The 20,593-nt window shown below is 40.2% G+C and carries 17 protein-coding genes; 6 read left to right on the forward strand and 11 right to left on the reverse strand.

Annotation, left to right across the window (positions count from 1 at the left end; genetic code table 11):
- Positions 1-82 precede the first annotated feature (82 nt).
- The 7 genes from BFP71_RS08550 to BFP71_RS08580 form a co-directional block, all read right to left on the reverse strand.
- A complete protein-coding gene (locus BFP71_RS08550) occupies positions 83-733 on the reverse strand; it encodes a GDSL-type esterase/lipase family protein (protein ID WP_069835073.1) in 651 nt (216 codons plus the stop codon).
- 45 nt (positions 734-778) lie between these two features.
- Complete coding sequence (nudK, locus tag BFP71_RS08555; RefSeq protein WP_069835074.1) at positions 779-1,357, reverse strand: GDP-mannose pyrophosphatase NudK; 579 nt, start codon at positions 1,355-1,357, stop codon at positions 779-781.
- A gap of 3 nt (positions 1,358-1,360) precedes the next feature.
- Positions 1,361-3,112: an ABC transporter ATP-binding protein gene (locus BFP71_RS08560; protein WP_069835075.1), complete on the reverse strand. Its 1,752-nt coding sequence runs from the start codon at positions 3,110-3,112 to the stop codon at positions 1,361-1,363.
- Between the two features lie 94 nt (positions 3,113-3,206).
- Positions 3,207-4,421, reverse strand: a complete 1,215-nt coding sequence (locus BFP71_RS08565; RefSeq protein WP_069835076.1) for a 3-phosphoshikimate 1-carboxyvinyltransferase — start codon at positions 4,419-4,421, stop codon at positions 3,207-3,209.
- A 1-nt stretch (position 4,422) separates the two neighbouring features.
- A complete protein-coding gene (gene aroB, locus BFP71_RS08570; RefSeq protein WP_069835077.1) occupies positions 4,423-5,457 on the reverse strand; it encodes a 3-dehydroquinate synthase in 1,035 nt (344 codons plus the stop codon).
- Positions 5,454-6,548 carry a bifunctional 3-deoxy-7-phosphoheptulonate synthase/chorismate mutase type II gene (locus BFP71_RS08575; RefSeq protein ID WP_069835078.1) on the reverse strand — a complete coding sequence of 365 codons (1,095 nt, stop codon included), beginning with the start codon at positions 6,546-6,548 and terminating at the stop codon, positions 5,454-5,456. Before BFP71_RS08575 ends, aroB begins: the two co-directional genes overlap by 4 nt.
- Positions 6,549-6,816: 268 nt before the next feature.
- On the reverse strand, positions 6,817-7,920 hold the full coding sequence (locus BFP71_RS08580; protein WP_069835079.1) for a chorismate mutase: 1,104 nt from the start codon (positions 7,918-7,920) through the stop codon (positions 6,817-6,819).
- A gap of 82 nt (positions 7,921-8,002) precedes the next feature.
- On the opposite strand from BFP71_RS08580, the gene BFP71_RS08585 reads away from it, so the two are divergent.
- Positions 8,003-9,181, forward strand: coding sequence for a proline dehydrogenase family protein (locus BFP71_RS08585; RefSeq protein WP_069835080.1), 1,179 nt, complete (start codon positions 8,003-8,005; stop codon positions 9,179-9,181).
- A gap of 66 nt (positions 9,182-9,247) precedes the next feature.
- Here BFP71_RS08585 and BFP71_RS08590 read toward each other — a convergent pair whose 3' ends face one another.
- The gene (locus tag BFP71_RS08590; protein ID WP_069835081.1) at positions 9,248-10,510 is read right to left on the reverse strand and encodes a M56 family metallopeptidase; all 1,263 of its coding nucleotides are present in this window, start codon (positions 10,508-10,510) and stop codon (positions 9,248-9,250) included.
- Complete coding sequence (locus BFP71_RS08595) at positions 10,503-10,862, reverse strand: BlaI/MecI/CopY family transcriptional regulator (protein WP_069835082.1); 360 nt, start codon at positions 10,860-10,862, stop codon at positions 10,503-10,505. The genes BFP71_RS08590 and BFP71_RS08595 overlap by 8 nt, the downstream gene beginning before the upstream one ends.
- A gap of 148 nt (positions 10,863-11,010) precedes the next feature.
- Here BFP71_RS08595 and lysS point away from each other — a divergent pair, with 148 nt between their 5' ends.
- Positions 11,011-12,741, forward strand: a complete 1,731-nt coding sequence (lysS, locus tag BFP71_RS08600; protein WP_069835083.1) for a lysine--tRNA ligase — start codon at positions 11,011-11,013, stop codon at positions 12,739-12,741.
- Positions 12,742-12,747: 6 nt separating this feature from the next.
- On the opposite strand, the gene BFP71_RS08605 is transcribed toward lysS, so the two are convergent.
- Positions 12,748-15,516: a putative LPS assembly protein LptD gene (locus tag BFP71_RS08605; RefSeq protein WP_069835084.1), complete on the reverse strand. Its 2,769-nt coding sequence runs from the start codon at positions 15,514-15,516 to the stop codon at positions 12,748-12,750.
- Between BFP71_RS08605 and BFP71_RS08610 the strand changes: the two genes are divergently transcribed.
- The 4 genes from BFP71_RS08610 (at position 15,497) to BFP71_RS08625 (ending at position 19,947) form a co-directional block, all read left to right on the forward strand.
- On the forward strand, positions 15,497-16,387 hold the full coding sequence (locus BFP71_RS08610) for an N-acetylmuramoyl-L-alanine amidase family protein (RefSeq protein ID WP_176723339.1): 891 nt from the start codon (positions 15,497-15,499) through the stop codon (positions 16,385-16,387). The genes BFP71_RS08605 and BFP71_RS08610 overlap by 20 nt on opposite strands.
- Entirely contained in the window at positions 16,388-17,365 is a 978-nt protein-coding gene (locus BFP71_RS08615) for an MlaD family protein (RefSeq protein ID WP_069835085.1), read from the forward strand.
- Between the two features lie 93 nt (positions 17,366-17,458).
- Positions 17,459-19,087 carry an acyl-CoA carboxylase subunit beta gene (locus BFP71_RS08620; RefSeq protein WP_069835086.1) on the forward strand — a complete coding sequence of 543 codons (1,629 nt, stop codon included), beginning with the start codon at positions 17,459-17,461 and terminating at the stop codon, positions 19,085-19,087.
- A 2-nt stretch (positions 19,088-19,089) separates the two neighbouring features.
- Positions 19,090-19,947, forward strand: a complete 858-nt coding sequence (locus tag BFP71_RS08625) for a transglutaminase-like domain-containing protein (protein ID WP_069835087.1) — start codon at positions 19,090-19,092, stop codon at positions 19,945-19,947.
- Positions 19,948-19,950: 3 nt separating this feature from the next.
- On the opposite strand, the gene BFP71_RS08630 is transcribed toward BFP71_RS08625, so the two are convergent.
- Positions 19,951-20,556, reverse strand: a complete 606-nt coding sequence (locus BFP71_RS08630; protein ID WP_069835088.1) for a 4'-phosphopantetheinyl transferase family protein — start codon at positions 20,554-20,556, stop codon at positions 19,951-19,953.
- Between the last annotated feature and the right edge of the window lie 37 nt (positions 20,557-20,593).

The raw sequence follows: 20,593 nt of genomic DNA on the forward strand, positions 1-20,593 counted from the left end.
TAAGAGTGGTGGAGGAGTGAAAGTGCGTTTAAGAGATTTTTAGGCTCTTTTTTAGCTATTTTCTAGGACGAAAATAATTTAGCTATTTGCTAATGAGCAATGGTTCTATCTCTTTAATCCAGAGATCGTAGCCTTTTTTATTCATATGAAGACCATCCTCGATAAAGATATCTTTCTTCAAAGAACCATCTTCTTTGAGCATTGGACTCCATACATCAACATAAGAAATATTATCTGAGAGTTCAGCTAAACGGGATAGTCCGGTATTGAATTTTTTATAAGATTCTCTTAACTCCCAGCGGGCTATGCTCGGTTTTGCGGAGATAAGCACAATATTCTCTATCTTCTCTTTTTTGATTAGGTCAATCACCAGAGCCGATAGTTCGGCAAGCACAAACAAAGGGTCTTCACCCGAATTGATGTCATTGTCACCCTCGTAGATAAATACTTGCTTAGGTTTAAAGTTCGAAATGAGTTGATCCTTGTAAACAATCAAGTCACTTGTTTCAGAACCGCCAAAACCGGTATTAATGACATTGTGGTTGGGGAAGTAACTCTTAAAATCTACCCAAAGGCGAATACTCGAACTTCCTGTAAATAAGATTCTATTTTTTGATGGGTAATTATCTTCTGTACCAGCAAACTGACTTACCTCTTCTGCGAAACGCTTTGGGTCTTGTGCCCACAAATTTATGGTCACAAAAATTAGAGATAGGGTGAGTGCTAGGCGCATTGACCTAAGTTAGAAAATTTGGGAGAATTATAAACCCTAAATTATTTATGCGAGCAAAGAATTTATTTGAGCGTATTGGAGCAACATTATAGTCTTAGCATCCTTAATTTCTCCATTGCTGGTCATGCGCAGTGCTTCTTTGAATGAAAGCTCTAATACTTGAATGTCTTCCTCTTCGTCAGTACCGCCACCATCATTAACTTTCATAACGTCTTCATACTCGGCCACAAAGAAGTAAAGAATCTCAGTGACTGATCCGGGTGACATATAGCTTTCAAAGACTTTTTGAACATTTTTGATTCTATAACCCGTTTCTTCTTCCGTTTCTTTGCGTATGCAATCTTCAGCATTATCCTCCTCTAATAAACCGGCACAAGCTTCAATTAAAAAGCCGTCTTTATTTCCATTCAAATAAGTAGGCATTCTGAATTGCTTCGTAAGTACCACTGTACCTTTTTCTTTGTTGTAAAGTAGAATAGTGGCTCCATTTCCCCGATCGTATGCTTCACGTTCTTGCCTTTGAACAGAACCATCGTTTTTGGTGTACTCAAAAGTTACTTTGTTCAGTGTATACCAATTATCGGATAGTACCTCTTTATCTATTATTTTGATCCGGTCGTTCATACTTTAAATTCTAGCCTGATAAGTATATAATTGATAGTACCGCCCTTCGCTGGCAATCAATTCATCGTGAGTACCACGTTCTGCGATTTCTCCGTCTTCTATCACTAGAATTTGATCTGCCTGTCGAATGGTACTTAATCTATGAGCGATCACGAAAGTGGTTCTACCTTTCATTAACCCGGCTAAACTCTTTTGAATAAATGTCTCGCTTTCGGTATCTAGGTTAGAAGTGGCCTCGTCGAGTATTAAAACTTTTGGGTCGGCCAATACCGCCCTAGCGATGGCAATACGCTGTCTTTGGCCACCAGATAGCTTCACGCCTCGTTCTCCAATCAAAGTATCCAAGCCGTCTTCGAACCGATCAGTGAACTCATTTACATAAGCCGCTTTTACAGCAACGTCTAATTCTTCATCTGAAGCATCTGGTCTGGGGAAAAGGATATTTTCTTTGATTGTACCCTCAAAAAGGAAGTCATCTTGGAGTACCACACCTAAGTTTCGGCGATAGCTTTTTAGTTTGACCGTAGAAAGGTCAATATCATCGACAGTAATCTTCCCTGATTTTGGGGTCAGGAAAGTCGCAGCTAAACCAGCGATCGTCGATTTCCCTGATCCAGAAGTTCCAACCAATGCCGTCACACTGCCCGATGGTGCGTCGAACTTTATGTTTTTTAGCACATCCACGCCTTCATCGTATGAAAAAGTCACATCGTCAAAGACCATATTCGCTTGAATTTCATCGAGTTCCACCGTGCGTTTAGGGTCCTCATCTTCGGTAGCAGTCATCATGATTTCCTCAGTACGATCTAAACCTGCAAAGGCTTCTGTAATTTGACTACCGATATTGGACATTTGAACGATAGGAGCGATCATGACGGCTAAATAAGCAATAAAGGCCACTAATTCTCCCGGGGTCATGGAACCTTGGATAATGTAATATCCTCCAATACCAAGTATGCCAGTACTAGCCACCCCAGCCAAAAGAAATGTAGCGGAGCTCGTAACGATGGCAGTGGCTGTCAAAGTTTTCTTAACGTTTTGGTACAATTCGTCTACCCCTTTTTCGAAAGTAGCTATCTCTTGTAATTCGGCACCGAATCCTTTGATCACCCTTACACCATTCAATGTTTCTGTTAAACGACCTGTAACCTCTGCATTGAGTTGGCCGCGCTTTCGGAAAATTGGTCTTAAATATGCAAAGGCTTTCATGGCGACAAGCCCGAATATTACAACCGGAGCAATAACGAATGCGGTTAGTTTTGCATTCATATCAATGAGAATGTATAGCACACCTATGGAGGTTAATAAACCTCCGAGAAGCTGAACTAAGCCAGTACCGACCAGATTTCTTACACCCTCCACATCGGTCATTATTCTAGACACCAAAGCACCAGATTTTGTGCTATCGAAATAATTAATGGGTAGAGAAAGTATTTTCTTTTGAACCTTAACTCTAAGTTGAGCGATCAGTTTTTGTGCCTGAACACTGAGTAATCTAGTCAGTGCAAATGAGGTTCCTGCTTGGGTGATAATGGCTGCAATAGTAACAGTTATCACAAGCCATAGCTTCTGCATGTCTTTGTTCACCACTACATCGTCAATCAAGAATCTAGTCGCACCAGGAAGCACAAGACTCGCCGCGCTTCTTAATAGAATTAGAATAAGTCCTATGAGGAGTAAGCCTCTTTTAGGCCATATTATGGTCTTGAATACCTGCCCTACGGTAATGTTGTTTAGCTTTTTCTTTTTGGCCATGAAAATATTGTTGGATGATGGCTAAACGAAGTGTTCACCAAATTGATTCCAAGTTATAGAAAGTAATTTAGCTGACACTTGATTTAGATCAATTTCATGAGCCTGTTGCTAAACCCACATGATTCCAAAAACTAGGGTAGGATTTATCCACAACTGATGGATCCTTAATCAAAATGTCCTGTTGTGTGCTAAGTGGGGCAAAGGCCATGGCCATTCTATGGTCTTCGTAGGTTTCTATGGTTACTTCTGGCTGGCCAGGTTGAAATTTAGATTTGATTTCCCAAACACCTTCCTCTGTCTCTTTTAGCTTGATATTGAACTTTTTGAGTTCCCGTTTTAGCGCCTTGATTCTATCAGTTTCTTTAATCCGTAAGCTTTCAAGGCCCGTCATTTTACAAGAAATATGTTTGACGCCGCAAACTACTGCCACGGTTTGGGCAAGGTCAGGGCAATCTGAAAAATCGATTTCAACTTCGTTTCGAGCCGGAATTTTTTGTAACAATACGCCGTCGGCTTCGAAAGTACTCATAACGCCAAGCTGATTCATAATCCTTACGATGGCAATATCTCCTTGAAGCGATTTTTGGCGCAGGCCTAATAATTTGATTTCCGCGCTTTCAGCTAAGGCTGCAAAACTGAACCAATAACTGGCTCCAGACCAATCTGATTCTACCTGATACGGATAAGATTGGTAAGGTTGTGGTTTTACTTCAATGGTATTGTTAGTCCAAGAAGACTGAATACCAAAGAGCTTCATCATATCCAAAGTCATTTGAATGTAAGGGCGGCTTCCGATTTTCCCAATCAGCTCAAGAATTAGTCCTTCAGGTAAGGCAGGAGCAATCATTAGAATAGCTGAAATGAATTGACTGCTCACATCACCCTTCATCCGAATCCGTTCTTTTTTTTGATCCTTTATTGGGGTGATTTTCATGGGCGGATACCCATCATTCTTCAAGTATTTAACCTTTGCGCCAATTTGTTTCAGTGCTTTTCCAAGAATCTTGATCGGACGCTTCTGCATTCTTGGCGTGCCTGTAAGAACCCGAGGATTTTTCCCCAACGCCGAATATGCCGTCAAGAAGCGCATAGTCGTTCCCGCGTCTAGAACGTCCAGTGTTTCTTCGTTGCTGGTCAAAAGCCTCAGCATAGTCTGGGTATCCCTAGCATTAGACAGGTTTGAAATTGCTGACGTATTTCCGCTAAGTGCATTGATGATCAACGCTCGGTTACTTTCGCTTTTTGAAGCTTCAAGTGGGATTGTTACGGCGTTTAATTTAGGACAGTGTTTTAAGGCGATTGACTCCACTTTAGGCTTTCAGGTTTATATAATAAAATAAAGCATCCATCACATCTTTTTCATCTACCGCCACATCATACGTAGCACGACCGATTTCATAGAGTAGTGAATGGTTAAGTAGATTATTCACATTCTTTTTGTCTTGATACATCAGGCTAATAATTGATGTAAAGTCTCTTTTCTGGATATTAAGATCGGGATAAATCTTAAGGATATACGATGAAATGGCGCCTAGCGTATCAACTTCAAGACTTAATAATTTTTTGGAAACATGGGCTTCACAAATCATCCCTATAGCGATCGCTTCACCGTGTAACAAGTGATTTTCTCCGTCGAGGTAAAAGCTTTCAATCGCGTGGCCGATCGTATGACCAAAATTCAAAATTTTCCTTAGCCCTGCTTCTTTAGGGTCAGCTTTGACCACTTCATTTTTGATCTCTACGGAATGGGCGATAACAGCATTCCAATTCTCCTGATCAAGGCCTTTATTACTGACCTGCTGGAAATAGTCTTTGTCTACAATGAGTCCATGTTTAATAACCTCAGCAAAACCCGATCTCAACTCTTTTTTCGACAGTGTCTCAAGAAATATTGGATCGATAAAGACTGCTTTAGGGTCTTGGAAGAAGCCTAAATGGTTTTTTAAACCCTGAAAATCGATACCAAGTTTTCCGCCCACGTTAGCGTCAACAGCTGCTAAAAGCGTCGTTGGGATATTAATAAAGTCGATTCCTCTTTTGTAAGTAACCGCGCAGAAACCTCCCATATCGCCGATCACGCCGCCCCCTAAATTCACTAATAAAGATTTTCTGTCAAATGCGTTAGCCGTGAGTTTTTCCCAAATCAGTTGACAGGTATTTAGGTTCTTATTGCTTTCCCCAGATGCTATTTCAATGACTAAATGATCGGGTAAAAAGTCTTTTATGATTGGGTAGCAGTGATTGTGTGTGTTTTCATCTACCAAAACAGACACTTTGGTATAAGTATTTTCCTCAAAGAAGGCGCCTAGGCTTGTTTTAATATCGTCTATTTGAATTTGACTCATGCTTGACTAGCAGATTTGACTTCCTTGAGTTGAGCTTCTTGCATTTTGACCGACTCTTCGTGTAACGCAAATAAAAAGCTTTTCATAAATTTTTCGGTCATGTTTTTATTCGTCCCTGACTTTATCCGTGACTCCATTACATCTTGCCAGCGATTGGGTTGGTAAACTGCCAAATTATGAGAGCGTTTGTACTCACCAATTTGTTTGATCATTTGAAACCTATCCGAGAGCAGTTCTATGATTTGTGCGTCCACCAAGTCTACTTTTTGACGGAACTTATCCAGTTCACTAATTGCCTCTGGGTGTTTGTCTAAAGTTTCCCTGAAATTGAGGTTTTCGATAATGATTTTAAAAGTATCTGGTGTAACCTGTTGTTTAGCATCGCTCCAAGCATTATCAGGATCGTGATGTGTTTCAATCATAAGTCCGTCTAGTCCGAAATTAATTGCACGTTGACTTACAGAAGCAATAATTTCTCTGGTACCAGCTATGTGGCTAGGGTCACAGATTACAGATATGCCTGGGATCATTCTTTTGAGGTGGATGGGCATACTCCATTCTGGTTTGTTTCTATAGCGCTTCTCATATGGATCAGAAAAGCCTCTATGGATAGCGGCAACCTTGTTAATACCCACTTTATTGAGCCGCTCAATCGCGCCAAGCCAAAGTTGAAGATCTGGGTTGATAGGGTTTTTAACCATCACTGGGATGTCTGTACCTCTTAAAGCTTCGCAAATTTCCTGAACCGAAAATGGGTTGACAGTCGTTCTCGCACCTATCCACAGCACTTCAATATCAGCTTTCAAAGCAGCCTCTACATGACTAGTATTTGCTACCTCTACAGTGACTGGCACATTCAAGATTTCTCTTGCACTGTTGAGCCATGATAAGGCATCGTTTCCAATACCCTCAAAGGAACCCGGTCTTGTTCTTGGTTTCCAAACTCCGGCTCGAAACAAGCCTAAATTTGCTCCTCTAAGGCCTTTGGCGATTATTTCAATTTGTTGCTGACTTTCGGCAGAACAAGGTCCGGCAATAAGTACGTGCTCGTCTAGACCTAAACCCCAATCTTTAATATCAACGATATCCATATCTCTAAAATAAAAAAGCCCGATTCTGATGAACCGGGCTTAAAGTTTTAATTAAGTTTCTTTATAGACAGCGGTTCTACTTGATGGGTATCAAAAAGTAAAAAAAGTAATAATACGACGCTGGCCATCTTTTCATACGCTAAACATATGTATCTTCTCTAGAAGTCAGAAACATATTTGAGGAAATTTTGGTAAATCGATTGAATTATTTCTCCTTTCGTTCGAATTCTTACTTCTTTCTGGGGCTAAAGGCCCGTATTTAAAAGCTTTATCCTTTCTGATCTAGACGTGCGTCTTCTTCCGATTTATTAAATACTTCGGTTTGTTTCTTAACTGATTGTTGATGCAAAAGTCTTAAAAGCTCTGTAGCGAATTCTGGGTCAAGATTCATTTGTTTAGCCCATTCGGGTCTGGATTTGAATATTTCCTTCCATCTGCCCACTTGAAATATGGCAACATTATTTTCTTTCTTAAACTCACCGATCTTTTCCACAAGATTCATTCTAATAGCGATTGCTTCTAACAATTCTCTATCCGCCTGATCGATTTGCTGTCGGATAATATCCAATTGGTTGAGGTAACTCTTATCTGTGAATCCGGCATCCCGAAGATTTAAATTGTCTACAATTTCTAGGAATTGATCTGTAGAAACTTGTTGGGCTGCATCGCTCAAGGCTTTGTCTGGGTTGTAATGAGTCTCAATCATTAACCCGTCATAATAGAGGTCAAGGGCTTTTTGCGAGATTTCACCAATTAGTTTTCTCGTTCCGCCGATATGGCTTGGGTCACAAATGAGCGGCAGATTTGGGAATTCGCTTTTTAAATCGAGGGGAATTTGCCAAAAAGGTGGGTTGCGGTATTTATTCTTTTCATACGTATGAAAGCCCCTGTGAATGGCGCCAAGTTGCTTGATTCCTGCTTTATAAAATCTTTCTAAAGCTCCTTTCCAAAGCGAAAGTTCAGGGTGTACTGGGTTTTTAACAAAAACTGGAATATCAACCCCTTTCAGAGCCGTAGCGATTTCACTCACGTTGAATGGATTCACAGTAGTTCTGGCTCCGATCCATAAGGCGTCGACCTCATACTTCAATGCAAGGTCCACATGTTCTGGAGTGGCAACTTCTGTGGTAAACTTAAAGTCTAGCTCCTGTTTCAAAGATTTTACCCAAACAAGAGCATCTTCTCCAACTCCCTCAAAAGAACCAGGTCTTGTTCTTGGCTTCCAAATCCCACCCCGGATAAAGTCCGCTTTATGGCGTATCGAAGTGACAGATTGCCGAAACTGATCTTCAGATTCTACGCTACATGGGCCAGCGATTATCATTGGCCTAGTGTGGTCTTTTACCCGTCCCTTCAAACCATCAATTTCCATCCTTTAAAACGTTTTTTCTTTGCTATAACAAATGTAAAAGACTTGATGTTTGTTAATTATATTTGGCCTTCTAATTCGACCTATGGAGCTGAAAAAATTCGTGGATTTTGATCAGATTGATATCGCATTTAAAGCAAAATCTGATAAAGCGTTAAAAAAACGCCATTTCATATTTTCTACCATGAAATGGCCTTGGTTAGTGAGTGTGGGCACCTCACTCACAAAGTTTAGCCTTTCTGCTGGCCTACCAGTAAAAGGATTAGTCAAGTCGACCATATTCGATATTTTCTGTGGAGGAGAATCGCTAGAAACTTGTTCCGATGCTTGCAATGAGCTCGAACACTATGGTATAGGAGCAATTTTTGACTATTCTGTCGAGGGTGAAAAAACCGAAACTGGTTTTGATGCCACCGCTGAAGAAGTACTTCGAACAATCGAAACAGCATCAAAATCGGATGTTATGAAGTTTGCTGCCTTTAAAATTACAGGCGTTGGTGCTTTCGATTTGTTGGCTAAAATTCATGCGGGGGAAACGCTGTTTACGGAGGAATCATCGGCATATGATCGTATTGTAAAACGTGTAGAGCGTATTTGTGCCTTGGCAAGCGAGCTTGATGTGACGGTTCTAATTGATGCTGAAGAAACTTGGATCCAAAAGCCGATCGACGACATTACGATCGACATGATGAGGAAGTATAATAAAGAGAAAGCCGTCATTTATTATACGTTCCAGATGTATTGTCACGCGATGTTGGATAACTTACAATCGCTTCATAAACAGGCCGTTTCTGACGGTTATATCTTAGGTGCTAAGTTGGTTAGAGGCGCTTACATGGAGAAAGAAAGAGAAAGGGCCGAGGAAATGGGTTATTTAGATCCAATTCAACCCACTAAGCAATCCACCGACGATGATTTTAACGCGGCATGCCAATACTGTATTGAGCACTTGAACGAAATTGGTCTATTTGCTGGTTCGCACAACGAGGAGTCGAATTATAGGTTGACGTTGCTTATGGATGAGCATAATTTACAACCTGATGATCAAAGGGTGTATTTCGGTCAGCTATACGGGATGAGTGATCATATTTCTTTCAACCTTGCGCACGGCAATTATAATGTGATAAAATATGTGCCTTATGGTCCTTTGAAAGCCACTATACCTTATTTGATTAGGCGAGCGGCTGAAAACACGTCAGTAAAAGGGCAAAGCGGAAGAGAACTTACGCTGGTAACGAAAGAGCTGAAGCGTCGAAAATCTTAAATCGAGTTGAAAAACTAAAAAAGGCCCTGATTATATCAGGGCCTTTTTTGCTGACCAATGGGCGAATTATTGTTTTCTCTTTTCTGCTCTTACATTAGCTACTCTCGTTACTTTTACAGGCTTTTCATGGTAGGCATTAAGAGATTTTACCTGATTTTCAGTTAAGTTCTGTAAGTTTTTGTGGTTGTATTCAGATCTTACTTGTTCAACAATTGTGTTGTTCGAGTCTTCTTTCAATTCTTTAACGATTAAAACATCCGACTCGAAATAGACTTTATCTGAATTTTTGTCAGTAATGTCGATTGTGGTTGTGCCTTCGCTGCCTTGCTCTTTCAATATGCCTTGGATAAGTACAGGTTTGCGGTTCTCATCTAAGAATACATTAAGTGTATCGTAAAAAGCTGCCTTTTGCTCTGTGATGAGTTCGGCTTCTGAATCAATTGATTGCTTGGGATCATTAATATTTACTGGTTCTGTCTCTGGATCTGGTGTACAAGCAAAACCTATAATTAAAATAGCAATGACCGGTAGTGCGAAGAAGGGTTTGAATTTTTTCATAACATTTGAGTTTAATTTTTGAATCATATTTAATCTTTTTTGAATAGGGTGTTCACTGAAGCTTGAAACAAGTCCAGTATTGAGTTTTGATAATGTCAGCTCTAAAAGAGATTTCTCATAACTTCTCGCATTGGTCAATTTTAGCGCCTGATCGTCTGCGATGTATTCATGCTGTAGCTTGATTGATTTTAAATAGAAGTAACTGAAAGGGTTGAACCAGAACACACATTGTAAAATCTCGAAAAAGAATATGTCTACGGAATGCTTGCCTCTAATATGAGCTAGTTCGTGGGCAATTACATGGGATTTAAGCTGTTCATTGTCCTTTATATCCTGACCGATATAGATGGTGTTTAGAAAACTGTATGCATTAAAACCATCAGTTTGGGAAATACTTATTCGTTTGTTCTTCAAAGAGAACTTTGCGCCCAGCCTTTTTTTGAGTGTTGCTATTTTGAGTAATAAGATAATGCTAGCGATGATTACCCCTATGGCGTAAATGTTCGTCAAGGATAAGCCGATTGTAAAAGGCGACGACTTTTCAACTCCTTCAAGACCTGGGTTAATCGTTTGGCTGCTTATGCCTTCAATGGCACTAGGTACATTTATAGGCAAATCGAAATCGAATAGCGGTATGCTTATGGCCAGAACTGCCGTAATGATCAGATAGGCTCTATTAATAGTTAAGAGTTTTTCGCTTCGCAGAAAGAGCCAGTAAAAAGTATAAAAGCAAGCTAGGCAAATCGATGATTCTATTAGATAACTAGTCATTGTCCTTGAGTTTTTTCATTAAATCTTCAACCTGTTTGATATTCAGTTTTTTCTCCTCTACCATAAACGAAAAGAGTTTTTCGGCTGAACCTTCGAAATAATTACTCAGAAAACCATTCATGAAGTTTTGTGTGTAGGCTTTCTTTTTAACCGATGCTGTATAAGCGAAAGTGTTCCCAACTTTTTCTCGTGTTACGAAGCCCTTATTCTCCAAAATTTTCAAAAATGTCCCTACCGTATTGTAGGCGGGCTTGGGATCGGGCAGTAGGTCTACAATGTCTTTGATAAACAGTTTAGGTTGCGACCAAACGACCTGCATTATCTGTTCTTCTGCCTTAGTAAGTTCTTTCATCTCCTAATATTTTAGGAAATCTCCGAATAAATTAGGAGTAATCCTAAAGATTTAGGAATAAAATTTAGAGACCCTTGATGGAGAGCGATTAAATGTTTAAATAATCTACATGAATCATTAACTTTGCGCACTTTAAAATTGTCGGTAAATGCAAGTGTTAAGCGAACAGGAAATTCTAAGAAGGGAAGAAAGAGAAACTTTACAAAAGCTAGGGATAAACCCTTATCCATCGGAAACTTTTGAAGTAACTGCTTATTCTCAAGATATAAAGTCTCAATTCGATCAAAATCCGGAGCAATTTAAAGAAGTGACACTTGCGGGCAGGCTTATGAGCCGTAGAATAATGGGTTCGGCTTCGTTTGCTGAATTACAGGATAAAGACGGACGCATTCAGATCTATCTAAGAAGAGATGATATATGTCCAGATGAAGACAAGACACTTTATAACACCGTATTCAAGAAAGTTCTCGGTATCGGCGACTTCATAGGCATTAAAGGTTATGCTTTCAAAACAAAAGTGGGAGAGGTTTCGGTCCATGTAACTTCACTTATGGTTTTATCTAAATCATTGAAACCACTTCCTTTGCCAAAAACTGATGCTGAAGGGAATGTTCACGATGCATTTACTGATCCTGAACAACGCTACAGACAACGTTATGTAGACTTGGTAGTCAACCCCCACGTAAAAGATGCCTTTGTCAAAAGAACTCATCTTGTGAATTCCATGCGGAATTTCTTGGCAGAAAAAGGATACTTAGAGGTAGAAACGCCAATTCTTCAACCACTTTATGGTGGGGCTGCAGCCAGGCCGTTCAAAACACATCATAATACGCTAGATATGACCTTATATCTTCGTATTGCAAATGAATTATATCTAAAAAGACTAATAGTTGGTGGGTTTGATGGTGTTTTCGAATTCTCTAAAGATTTCCGTAATGAAGGAATGTCTCGATTCCATAATCCTGAGTTTACGCAGGTAGAACTTTACGTTGCTTACAAGGACTATGATTGGATGATGAACCTTGTGGAGGCTATGGTAGAGAAGGTAGCGCTTGATTTGCATGGTACCACTGAGGTGCAGGTAGGTGAGCACAAGATCAATTTCCAGCGTCCATGGAAGCGTTTCACTATGTTTGAAGCTATAGAACACTTTACCAAGATTGATATATCCGAAATGGACGAAAGTCAACTTAGGCAAACAGCAAAAGAGTTGAATGTCGATATTGACGAGACGATGGGTAAAGGAAAACTCATTGATGAAATCTTTGGTGAGCACTGCGAACCAAAATTGATTCAACCGACATTTATCACGGATTACCCAGTTGAAATGTCTCCTTTGGCCAAAAAACACAGGACTAAAGAAGGTTTGGTAGAACGTTTTGAAGCGATTTGTAATGGTAAAGAAATCTGCAATGCCTTTTCTGAGTTAAACGATCCGATCGATCAGCGTAAACGTTTTGAGGAGCAATTAGAGCTAGGAAAGCGTGGTGATGATGAAGCGATGGTACTGGACGAAGATTTCCTAAGAGCTTTGGAGTATGGTATGCCACCAACGGCTGGACTAGGAGTTGGTATCGATAGGTTGTCCATGATCATGACCAACTCGAACTCTATTCAGGATGTTCTTTTCTTCCCTCAAATGAAGCCCGAGAAAAATACTGCGCCTGTAGCAGCTACGGATAAGGACTTTGAGGATGTTGGCGTTAGAACTGAGTTAATCCCAATACTCAGACAAATGAACATTATGACGATTCAGCAATTGAAAGAACAGAAGGCTGGTAAACTTCTTAATGATATGGGAGGAATGCGTAAGAAATTAAAGCTTACTGATGTTCCTGCTGCTACAAAAGAAGAAATAGAAAGCTGGTTAGCTGATTAACAAGGATTAGAAACTTCTATCGAATTGACTTCTGCGCCTACTGATCTTCAGGTCTTTTAGGGCAGAAGTTTTTATTTGGATATCGATCGTGTAAGAAGTGAATGCACCAAATGGTATCCAGTTGGCACGCATTTCCCAACAGCCTAAGTCTCGATAAACCCCCAGAGATGTTTGCGTAAAATCTTTCTGGTCGAAATCGTATCCAGTATTGTAGGTAAGCTGCCATTTTGGAGTCAGTTCGAGTTGACCATATGCTTTTATTGATTGCCGCACAACCGTACCTGTCGTAGCCCAGCGGTAACTATAGTCATAACTCAATCGCACATTCCACGGAATATTAATATCGACATAGGCGTTGGGGTCGTAGAAATACTCTGGTACTATACCTCGATTATTTTCACCGCCATCATTTAATGAACCAAACTGTCCAGGGTTATCTCCCCCTGGAAATCCGCCCAGATCGTTTTCGCCGGCCAAGCCGCCCCCTGCAAAACCTCCTTGATTACTCCGATTACTAGAACTATTGGCTCGCGAGTTCAAGTTAGTACTTAAAGAAAATCTAGCACTTGTGATTCTTCCAAGTCCCTGATTAGATCTTACCGCTAATCGACTAATTCTTTGTGTTGTCGTTACGCCTTCCGTAGTACTTGTCAAGTAAGTATAAGGGTCTAAAACAGCACCCATGTTAATCTGTACTTTTTTATCAAATAGGGATGTTCTAGCTGTGATCGCAATAGTAGATAGCTGAAAAGAATCGGCCAAGAAATTATAACCGCCACTAAGTGATAGGTTATCGATAATAGATACTTTCTTAGATTTTGCGGTATCATTTTTAACCTTCATTTCAAGCTTGTTGCTGACTTGAAAGCTTAGCGCAGCAGCCTCACCTAGTGTTGGGCTACCAAATCTAAATCCGTCGTAAATGGATAGTTGTTGAAGGACTGGACTACCGTCCGCAGCGGTGTCCGTTTGTACGGTTTGATAATAGCCAAATCGATCATCACTAAAGTCTGGGCGATAAGAGAAATTGACCGTAGGAGTAATGATATGTCTAATTCCTTCAATTCTTTTCAGCTTTTTCGCAGGATAAGATCCATAAATCTGAGTCGAAACACCGATGCCCACACTATAAGTCATAGCTCTGCTAAACCCACGAATTGTATCAATTCTTACAGCATTTTCATCCGCCAAATATTCGTAATCCAGTTCTTCTAAATACCAAAGTTCCTGTACGTTAAAAGAAGGTGTGAAATTGAAATATTCTTTTACTGAAAATGAGGTGGAAAGGTCAATGTTATGTTGAGCCCCATTTGTGGCATTATCTAATAACTGATCCAATGTCTGAAACTGCACTGGTATGGTGTCAGTGGTCTGTGTTCTATTCGCTATGTCGAAGCCAGCTGTACCAGGGCGTACCAAGTTGGTTATCCGGTTCGAGGCATTAAAACGCCAACCAAGATTGAAACTTTTAAGAATATCGGCTTTGGAAGACTTTAAAGGATAGATCCTATTCATGTTCAGCCCAAGCTCTGGTAAGGAAACGTCTAGAATCTTAGTTTCAACGTTTTGGTTATGTCGCGCACTGATCGTGTAGTTAAAAGGTGATCCTGGAATAGACCCACTGAAATTAACGTTTGACCTAAATTCCGATCGAATGTTATTACTAATATTTACCGTGGATAAGTTGTTCTGGTTGAACGAACTTGTTCCAGCTCTCACACTCGCAGAAAACCTTGAGTTTCTACCTTTAGAGTCTGGTCTGTGTGTCCATGAAACCCAAAAATCTTGAGAATCCAGTGGGTTTTCGTCCGTCAACGGGTTAGTGTAGTTTCTGTTAAAAGTTACGTCGAGCGATCCACTGTATTTATAGCGGTTTTTATAGACAGTACGCGCTTTTAAACCCCAACTACCTTTTGAATATATATCGCCAGTAAAAGCCGTATGAACCTTATCATTCCAGGCCTGATACCAGCCCCCCTCTCGCAAGAATAGACCCCTACGTTGTTCATCGCCGTATTTAGGAAATAGAATTCCAGAAGTTGCCTCTCTTGTGTCAGGGAAATAACCAAAAGGTAAGCCTAGCGGAGTGGGAATACCCCCAACGTACAGCAGAAATGGCCCTGTGATGACACTTACTCCTGGATTAACTTTGATTTTTTTAGCCTTAATGAAGGTTTGCGCGTCAGGATCATCTAAACAAGGAATATACTTTCCATTTAAAATGTAAGCAGATTGATCAGGGTTTCTTTTTATGACCTCACCCTGAAGCTGTCCATCGGGTTGATCGGTAGCTACACCTTTTATTCTTGCCCTTTGGGTAACAAAGTTGTACCTAATTTCTTCAGTCTCGTAAACCCCTTGCGAATCTTTAAAAATGGGTCTGCCCCGCCAAATTCCTGTTGAATCTTGAACTCCACGAGCGATCAATTCGTTATTATTCCGATCGATAACAATGATGGCTGCTAATAAGTCGATAGCGCCGTATTTGATGCGGGCATCACCGTATAAGTAAGTGGTGTTTGTCTTTGTTTGAGTTATGATAGAATCCTTGGCGTAATACTCAATAGTGGTTTCAATACCGTTGACATTTACGCTTAATGAGTCTTGAACTCCGGGGATGGTGTCATTTTTAGGCGGGAATTCTTCGGTCTCTAAAGATTCGGCACGGTTTTGAATAAGAACGGTAGAATCAGGTTTAGTCGCTACCTGTGCACTTAAGTGTTCAAGTGAGATAAAGGTGAATAGTATTAAAAAAATGAACCGTTTTGAAATCAAGGTACTTTTCGGTTTTGCCGAATTTTTTAGAATTTTGCGTAAAGTTATTTTAATCAACCGTTCCATTTACATCAAATTGAAAAATTATAGCCTGCTTATCTGCTTGTTGACACTTTTGGGCCAACCTACAATGGCTTGGCAAGGACCTGCTTCAAAAGCAAAAAAATATAAAGTAGTGCTTGATGCTGGACACGGCGGAAAAGATCCAGGGACTCGAGGTAAATCACTCAAAGAAAAAGACGTAGTACTGCCTGTAACCTTGATGGTGGGGAAGTATTTAGAGACACTTACTGATAACATTGAGGTGATTTACACACGAAAAAAAGATGTGTACAGTCACCCCAAAGTTCGTGCCATTATGGCCAATGAAGCCGAAGCAGATTTATTTGTTTCAATTCATGCAAATGCCATGAACCCAGGCTATGAGTCCGTTTCAGGAACTGAGGTTTTTGTAATGGGAACAAAAAATGAAGGCCGAAATTTTGAGGTTGCGAAGCGAGAAAACTCGGTAATATTACTCGAAGAAAACTATGAGGAAATCTATCAGGGTTTCGATCCAAATTCTCCTGAGATAGATATTATGTTCTCAATTCAGCAAGAGGCCTATCAAGAAAATAGCATCATTCTGGCCGATAATATCGATCAGCAATTCATAAAAAGAGCTGGAAGAAAGAGTCGTGGTGTAAAACAATCTAGTCTTTGGGTACTTTGGAGTACCTATATGCCTAGTGTTTTAATTGAATTAGGCTATCTTACGAATCCTAAAGAGGAAAAGGACTTAGGGAATAAAGAAGTACAAGATTATCTTGCCTCTGCGATTTTCAGAGCAATCCGTGATTATTTTGAGTATATAGAATCAACAGGTAATTAAGTGGCAAAAGGAAAAGAATTTAAGGTTGGGCTATTTATGGCGCTCATGGCAGCGGCCCTTTATATAGGTTTTAATTACCTAAGAGGACTTGATGTATTTTCTCCACTAAGTACGTATTACGTAAGTTATCAGAACGTAAGTGGCCTGAAAAAGGGCGATCGGGTGATATTGAACGGACTTGATGTGGGTAGTGTGATCGAGCGAAAGTTTGTTAATGATACCTACGACGCGATTTTAGTCACGCTCGCCATTGACAAAACGATCAATTTAACTGATAGTACCTATGCTAGGCTTTCGCAGGCTGATTTACTGGGTAGCACCCAAATTGAGTTATATATTAACCCCGGAGGTAATAAAGTCATATTACCAGGAGACACGCTCAAAGGCGATGTAGATAAGAGTATCACGGAGCTACTAACAGAGGAAGGAAGAAGTGCCGCTAATAAATTAACCTCTCTCGTCGACGATCTGGAGGATGCTTTAAGTCCCTTTGTCAATCGTAAAGACACCATTGCCTTGGCAATAGATAATTTTAAAGCTTTTTCGGAAGAACTTGCGCCTTTAGCTAGGCAAGGAAGGAACTCACTGGAGCAAATCGAACTGAAGATAGAGTATGTCACAGATTCTTTAGTTGCTGCCATGGGAGGAATTGAACCTTTGATGGCTGAGTATAAAGCGCTTGGCGAAAAGATGAATGCAATTGACATAGAGGCAAGGCTAAACAAGTTAGATTCAGTTTTAACGGGAACTCAAACATTTCTGGATAGACTCAATTCGAACGAAGGAACCTTTGGCAAGCTCATGTCTGACGATTCATTATACAATACGCTCAATCAGACAATGGCCGATTTAGATAGCCTCTTTATTGACCTTAGGTATAACCCGAAGCGATATATGCATTTCTCTATTTTTGGCCGTAAAAATCGTCCACCAGCTGACGGTAGAGAGATCGCCAAGAAGAAGAAAAAGAATCGCTAGTTATTTTACATTTGAAATGTAGATTCTTGGGTCTAATTTAGGCACAAGTAAACTATAATTAATGGCCAACACCGTTGGCATAATCAAGCCCTTATGAATATCGAATTCAATAAGAATGACGATGAAATGCGTCAATTGGTCTTTCAATTGGATACAAAATTGAAGCAGGTCAAACTAGGAGGTGGGGAGAAAAAAATCGAATCTCAGCACAAGAAAGGCAAGCTTACTGCACGTGAGCGGGTTGCTTATCTGGTAGATAATGAAAGTGACTTTCTCGAAATAGGCGCATTTGTAGGAGATGGTATGTACCGAGAATATGGCGGTTGCCCCTCTGGAGGCGTGGTAACGGGTATAGGTGAGGTTAGCGGTCGCAAATGTGTCATAGTAGCTAATGATGCTACCGTGAAAGCTGGAGCATGGTTTCCGATTACCGCTAAGAAAAATATGCGGGCCCAAGAAGTGGCCATGGAAAACCGATTACCTATTATATACCTTGTAGATAGTGCGGGGGTATTCTTGCCAATGCAAGATGAGATTTTCCCTGATAAAGAGCATTTCGGTAGGCAATTTCGAAACAATGCAAAAATGTCCTCAATGGGGATTATTCAAGTGGCCGCGATAATGGGTAGCTGTGTGGCTGGAGGTGCCTACTTACCGATAATGAGTGATGAAGCTGCAATAGTTGATAAGACTGGCTCTATATTTTTAGCAGGCTCATATTTAGTGAAAGCAGCCATTGGAGAAACTGTCGATAATGAAACATTGGGTGGGGCAACTACTCATTGCGAAATCTCAGGCGTAACTGATAATAAGTTTCCTAATGATGAGGCATGTCTTGATTACATTAAAAACATCTTCGATAAAATCGGTGCTGCTGAGGTGGCTGGCTTTGATAGGACAACGTCAAAAGAACCAAAACTAGACGCCGAAGAAATTATGGGCTTAATGCCAGTAGATCGTGCTAAGCCATACGATGTTAAAGAAATCATTCAGCGGCTGGTTGATGATTCTGAATTTGATGAATACAAAGAGGCTTATGGCCAAACGATCGTTTGTGGATATGCGAGAATTGACGGCTGGGCTGTCGGGATCGTTGCGAACCAGCGGATTGTGGTTAAATCTAAGAAGGGCGAAATGCAGATGGGCGGTGTGATTTATTCGGATTCAGCCGATAAGTCAGCACGATTCATTATGAATTGCAATCAACGAAAAATTCCACTCGTCTTTGTCCAAGATGTGAGCGGTTTTATGGTAGGCAGCAGGGCCGAACATGGCGGAATAATCAAGGATGGGGCTAAAATGGTGAATGCCATGGCCAATTCGGTTGTTCCGAAATTTACCATCGTTACTGGAAACTCTTACGGTGCAGGAAACTATGCTATGTGCGGCAAAGCATATGATCCTAGATTGATTTACGCTTGGCCAACAGCAAAAATGGCTGTAATGAGCGGTGCCTCTGCAGCAAAAACTTTGCTTCAAATAAAAGTATCGACTCTGAAGGCCCAAGGGAAAGAAATAACCCCTGAAGCAGAAAAAGAATTGCTGGATGAAATTACTGAAAGATATAATGAACAGCTAAGTCCATACTATGCTGCTTCACGGCTTTGGGTAGATGGTATCATCGATCCACGTGACACTAGAAAAGTTATTTCTAAGGGAATAGCAGTAGCCAACCAAGCACCTATTACCGAAAAATTTAATGTTGGGGTTATTCAAACCTAAATATGCTGGAAGAGGGAAACCTAAATAATAAAGAGCTGAAAGCTTTAGTGTCGTTGTTAGATGATGACGATAAAGAGATAGTTCAACATGTAGAAGGGAGGATCAGGTCTTTGGGCACTCATATTATTCCTTATTTGGAGTTTGAGTGGGAATCTAGCTTTAATCCCGTAGTTCAAAAACGAATTGAAGAACTTGTTCATAGTCTGCAGTTCGAACTGTTGAAAGAAAAGCTCTATGCCTGGAAAGTGAGTGGCGCTGAAGATCTTTTAGAAGGTGTATGGCTGTTAAACACCTATCAATACCCAGATTTAGAACTTGAAGATTTAGCCAAATCGCTAGAGCAGATATATTATGAGGCGTGGTTAGAGTTTAAATCAGAAATACACCCAGTTGACCAGATAAAAATTTTGAACTCGGTACTTTTTAATAAGCTCCATTTCGGAGCAAATACTAAAAACTTCCATTCACCGGGAAATTCAATGCTCAACGTGGTTTTACAGACGAAAAAAGGAAATCCAATCTCGCTTTGTGTCATTTACATGTTGGTGGCACAGAAGTTAAAGATGCCGATTTATGGTGTCAACCTGCCGAACCTTTTTGTGATGACATATAAGAAGGACGATGTTCAATTTTATATCAATGCCTTCAATAGAGGTTTGGTCTTCTCCCGTAAAGAAATTGACGAGTACATTTCAAATTTAAAGCTTACCCCAAACGACCTTTTTTACGAGCCATGTTCTAATATTGACATTATAGCTCGTATGTTGAGAAATCTGATTAACTCTCATGAAAAGTTAGGTCATGCTGAAAAAGTTGAAGAACTCGGCGACCTACTAAAGATCATTAATAAGGATAATTAACTCCTAATAAGCTACGTTGAGTACATAATTATGATCATTTGAGAACAGCAGATGATATCTAGATTCTGTGGATGATTCTATGATCGTTCCCCATGATTCTTGAACCTTAAGTTGTTCTGAAAAGATGAGTTGAGTTCTGCCATGTAATTTATACAGGGCCTCCTTAGCACTCCATATCCTTGTTAGTTTATCAACGTCGTTTTGCGCCCATGAAACTTCCGATGGGTGAAGAAATTTATGTGCAATTCTCAAGACTTGTTCTCTGGGGAATTCAACGTCAATACCAATGGCTCCATTTAGATTAATAGCTGCCGCACCTATGCCCTTAGCGTGTGAAATAGAGATGCCGATGGCACTGTCTCTTAAATGAGGTTTGCCAAACTGATCCTTATAGATATAGAACTGACCGATCTCTTTTACCAAGTGTTTCAATGCAGTTCTGGCACCTAACCATTCCAAACGTTTAATCGAGACCTTAATAGAATTAAAATCTGCCCATTCTTCATCATTTAGATTTAAGTGTGATAATAATTCATCTTCCGTTTCGGTGATTTCCCACACCAGATAATTAATCGAATCACTAACACTTTTTCTGAATGATATTGGCATTAAAAACTTATTCTAAGTATCAAATCTAAGCCTAGAT

This window comes from Roseivirga misakiensis (genome assembly GCF_001747105.1).
In the GTDB taxonomy this organism is placed as follows: domain Bacteria; phylum Bacteroidota; class Bacteroidia; order Cytophagales; family Cyclobacteriaceae; genus Roseivirga; species Roseivirga misakiensis.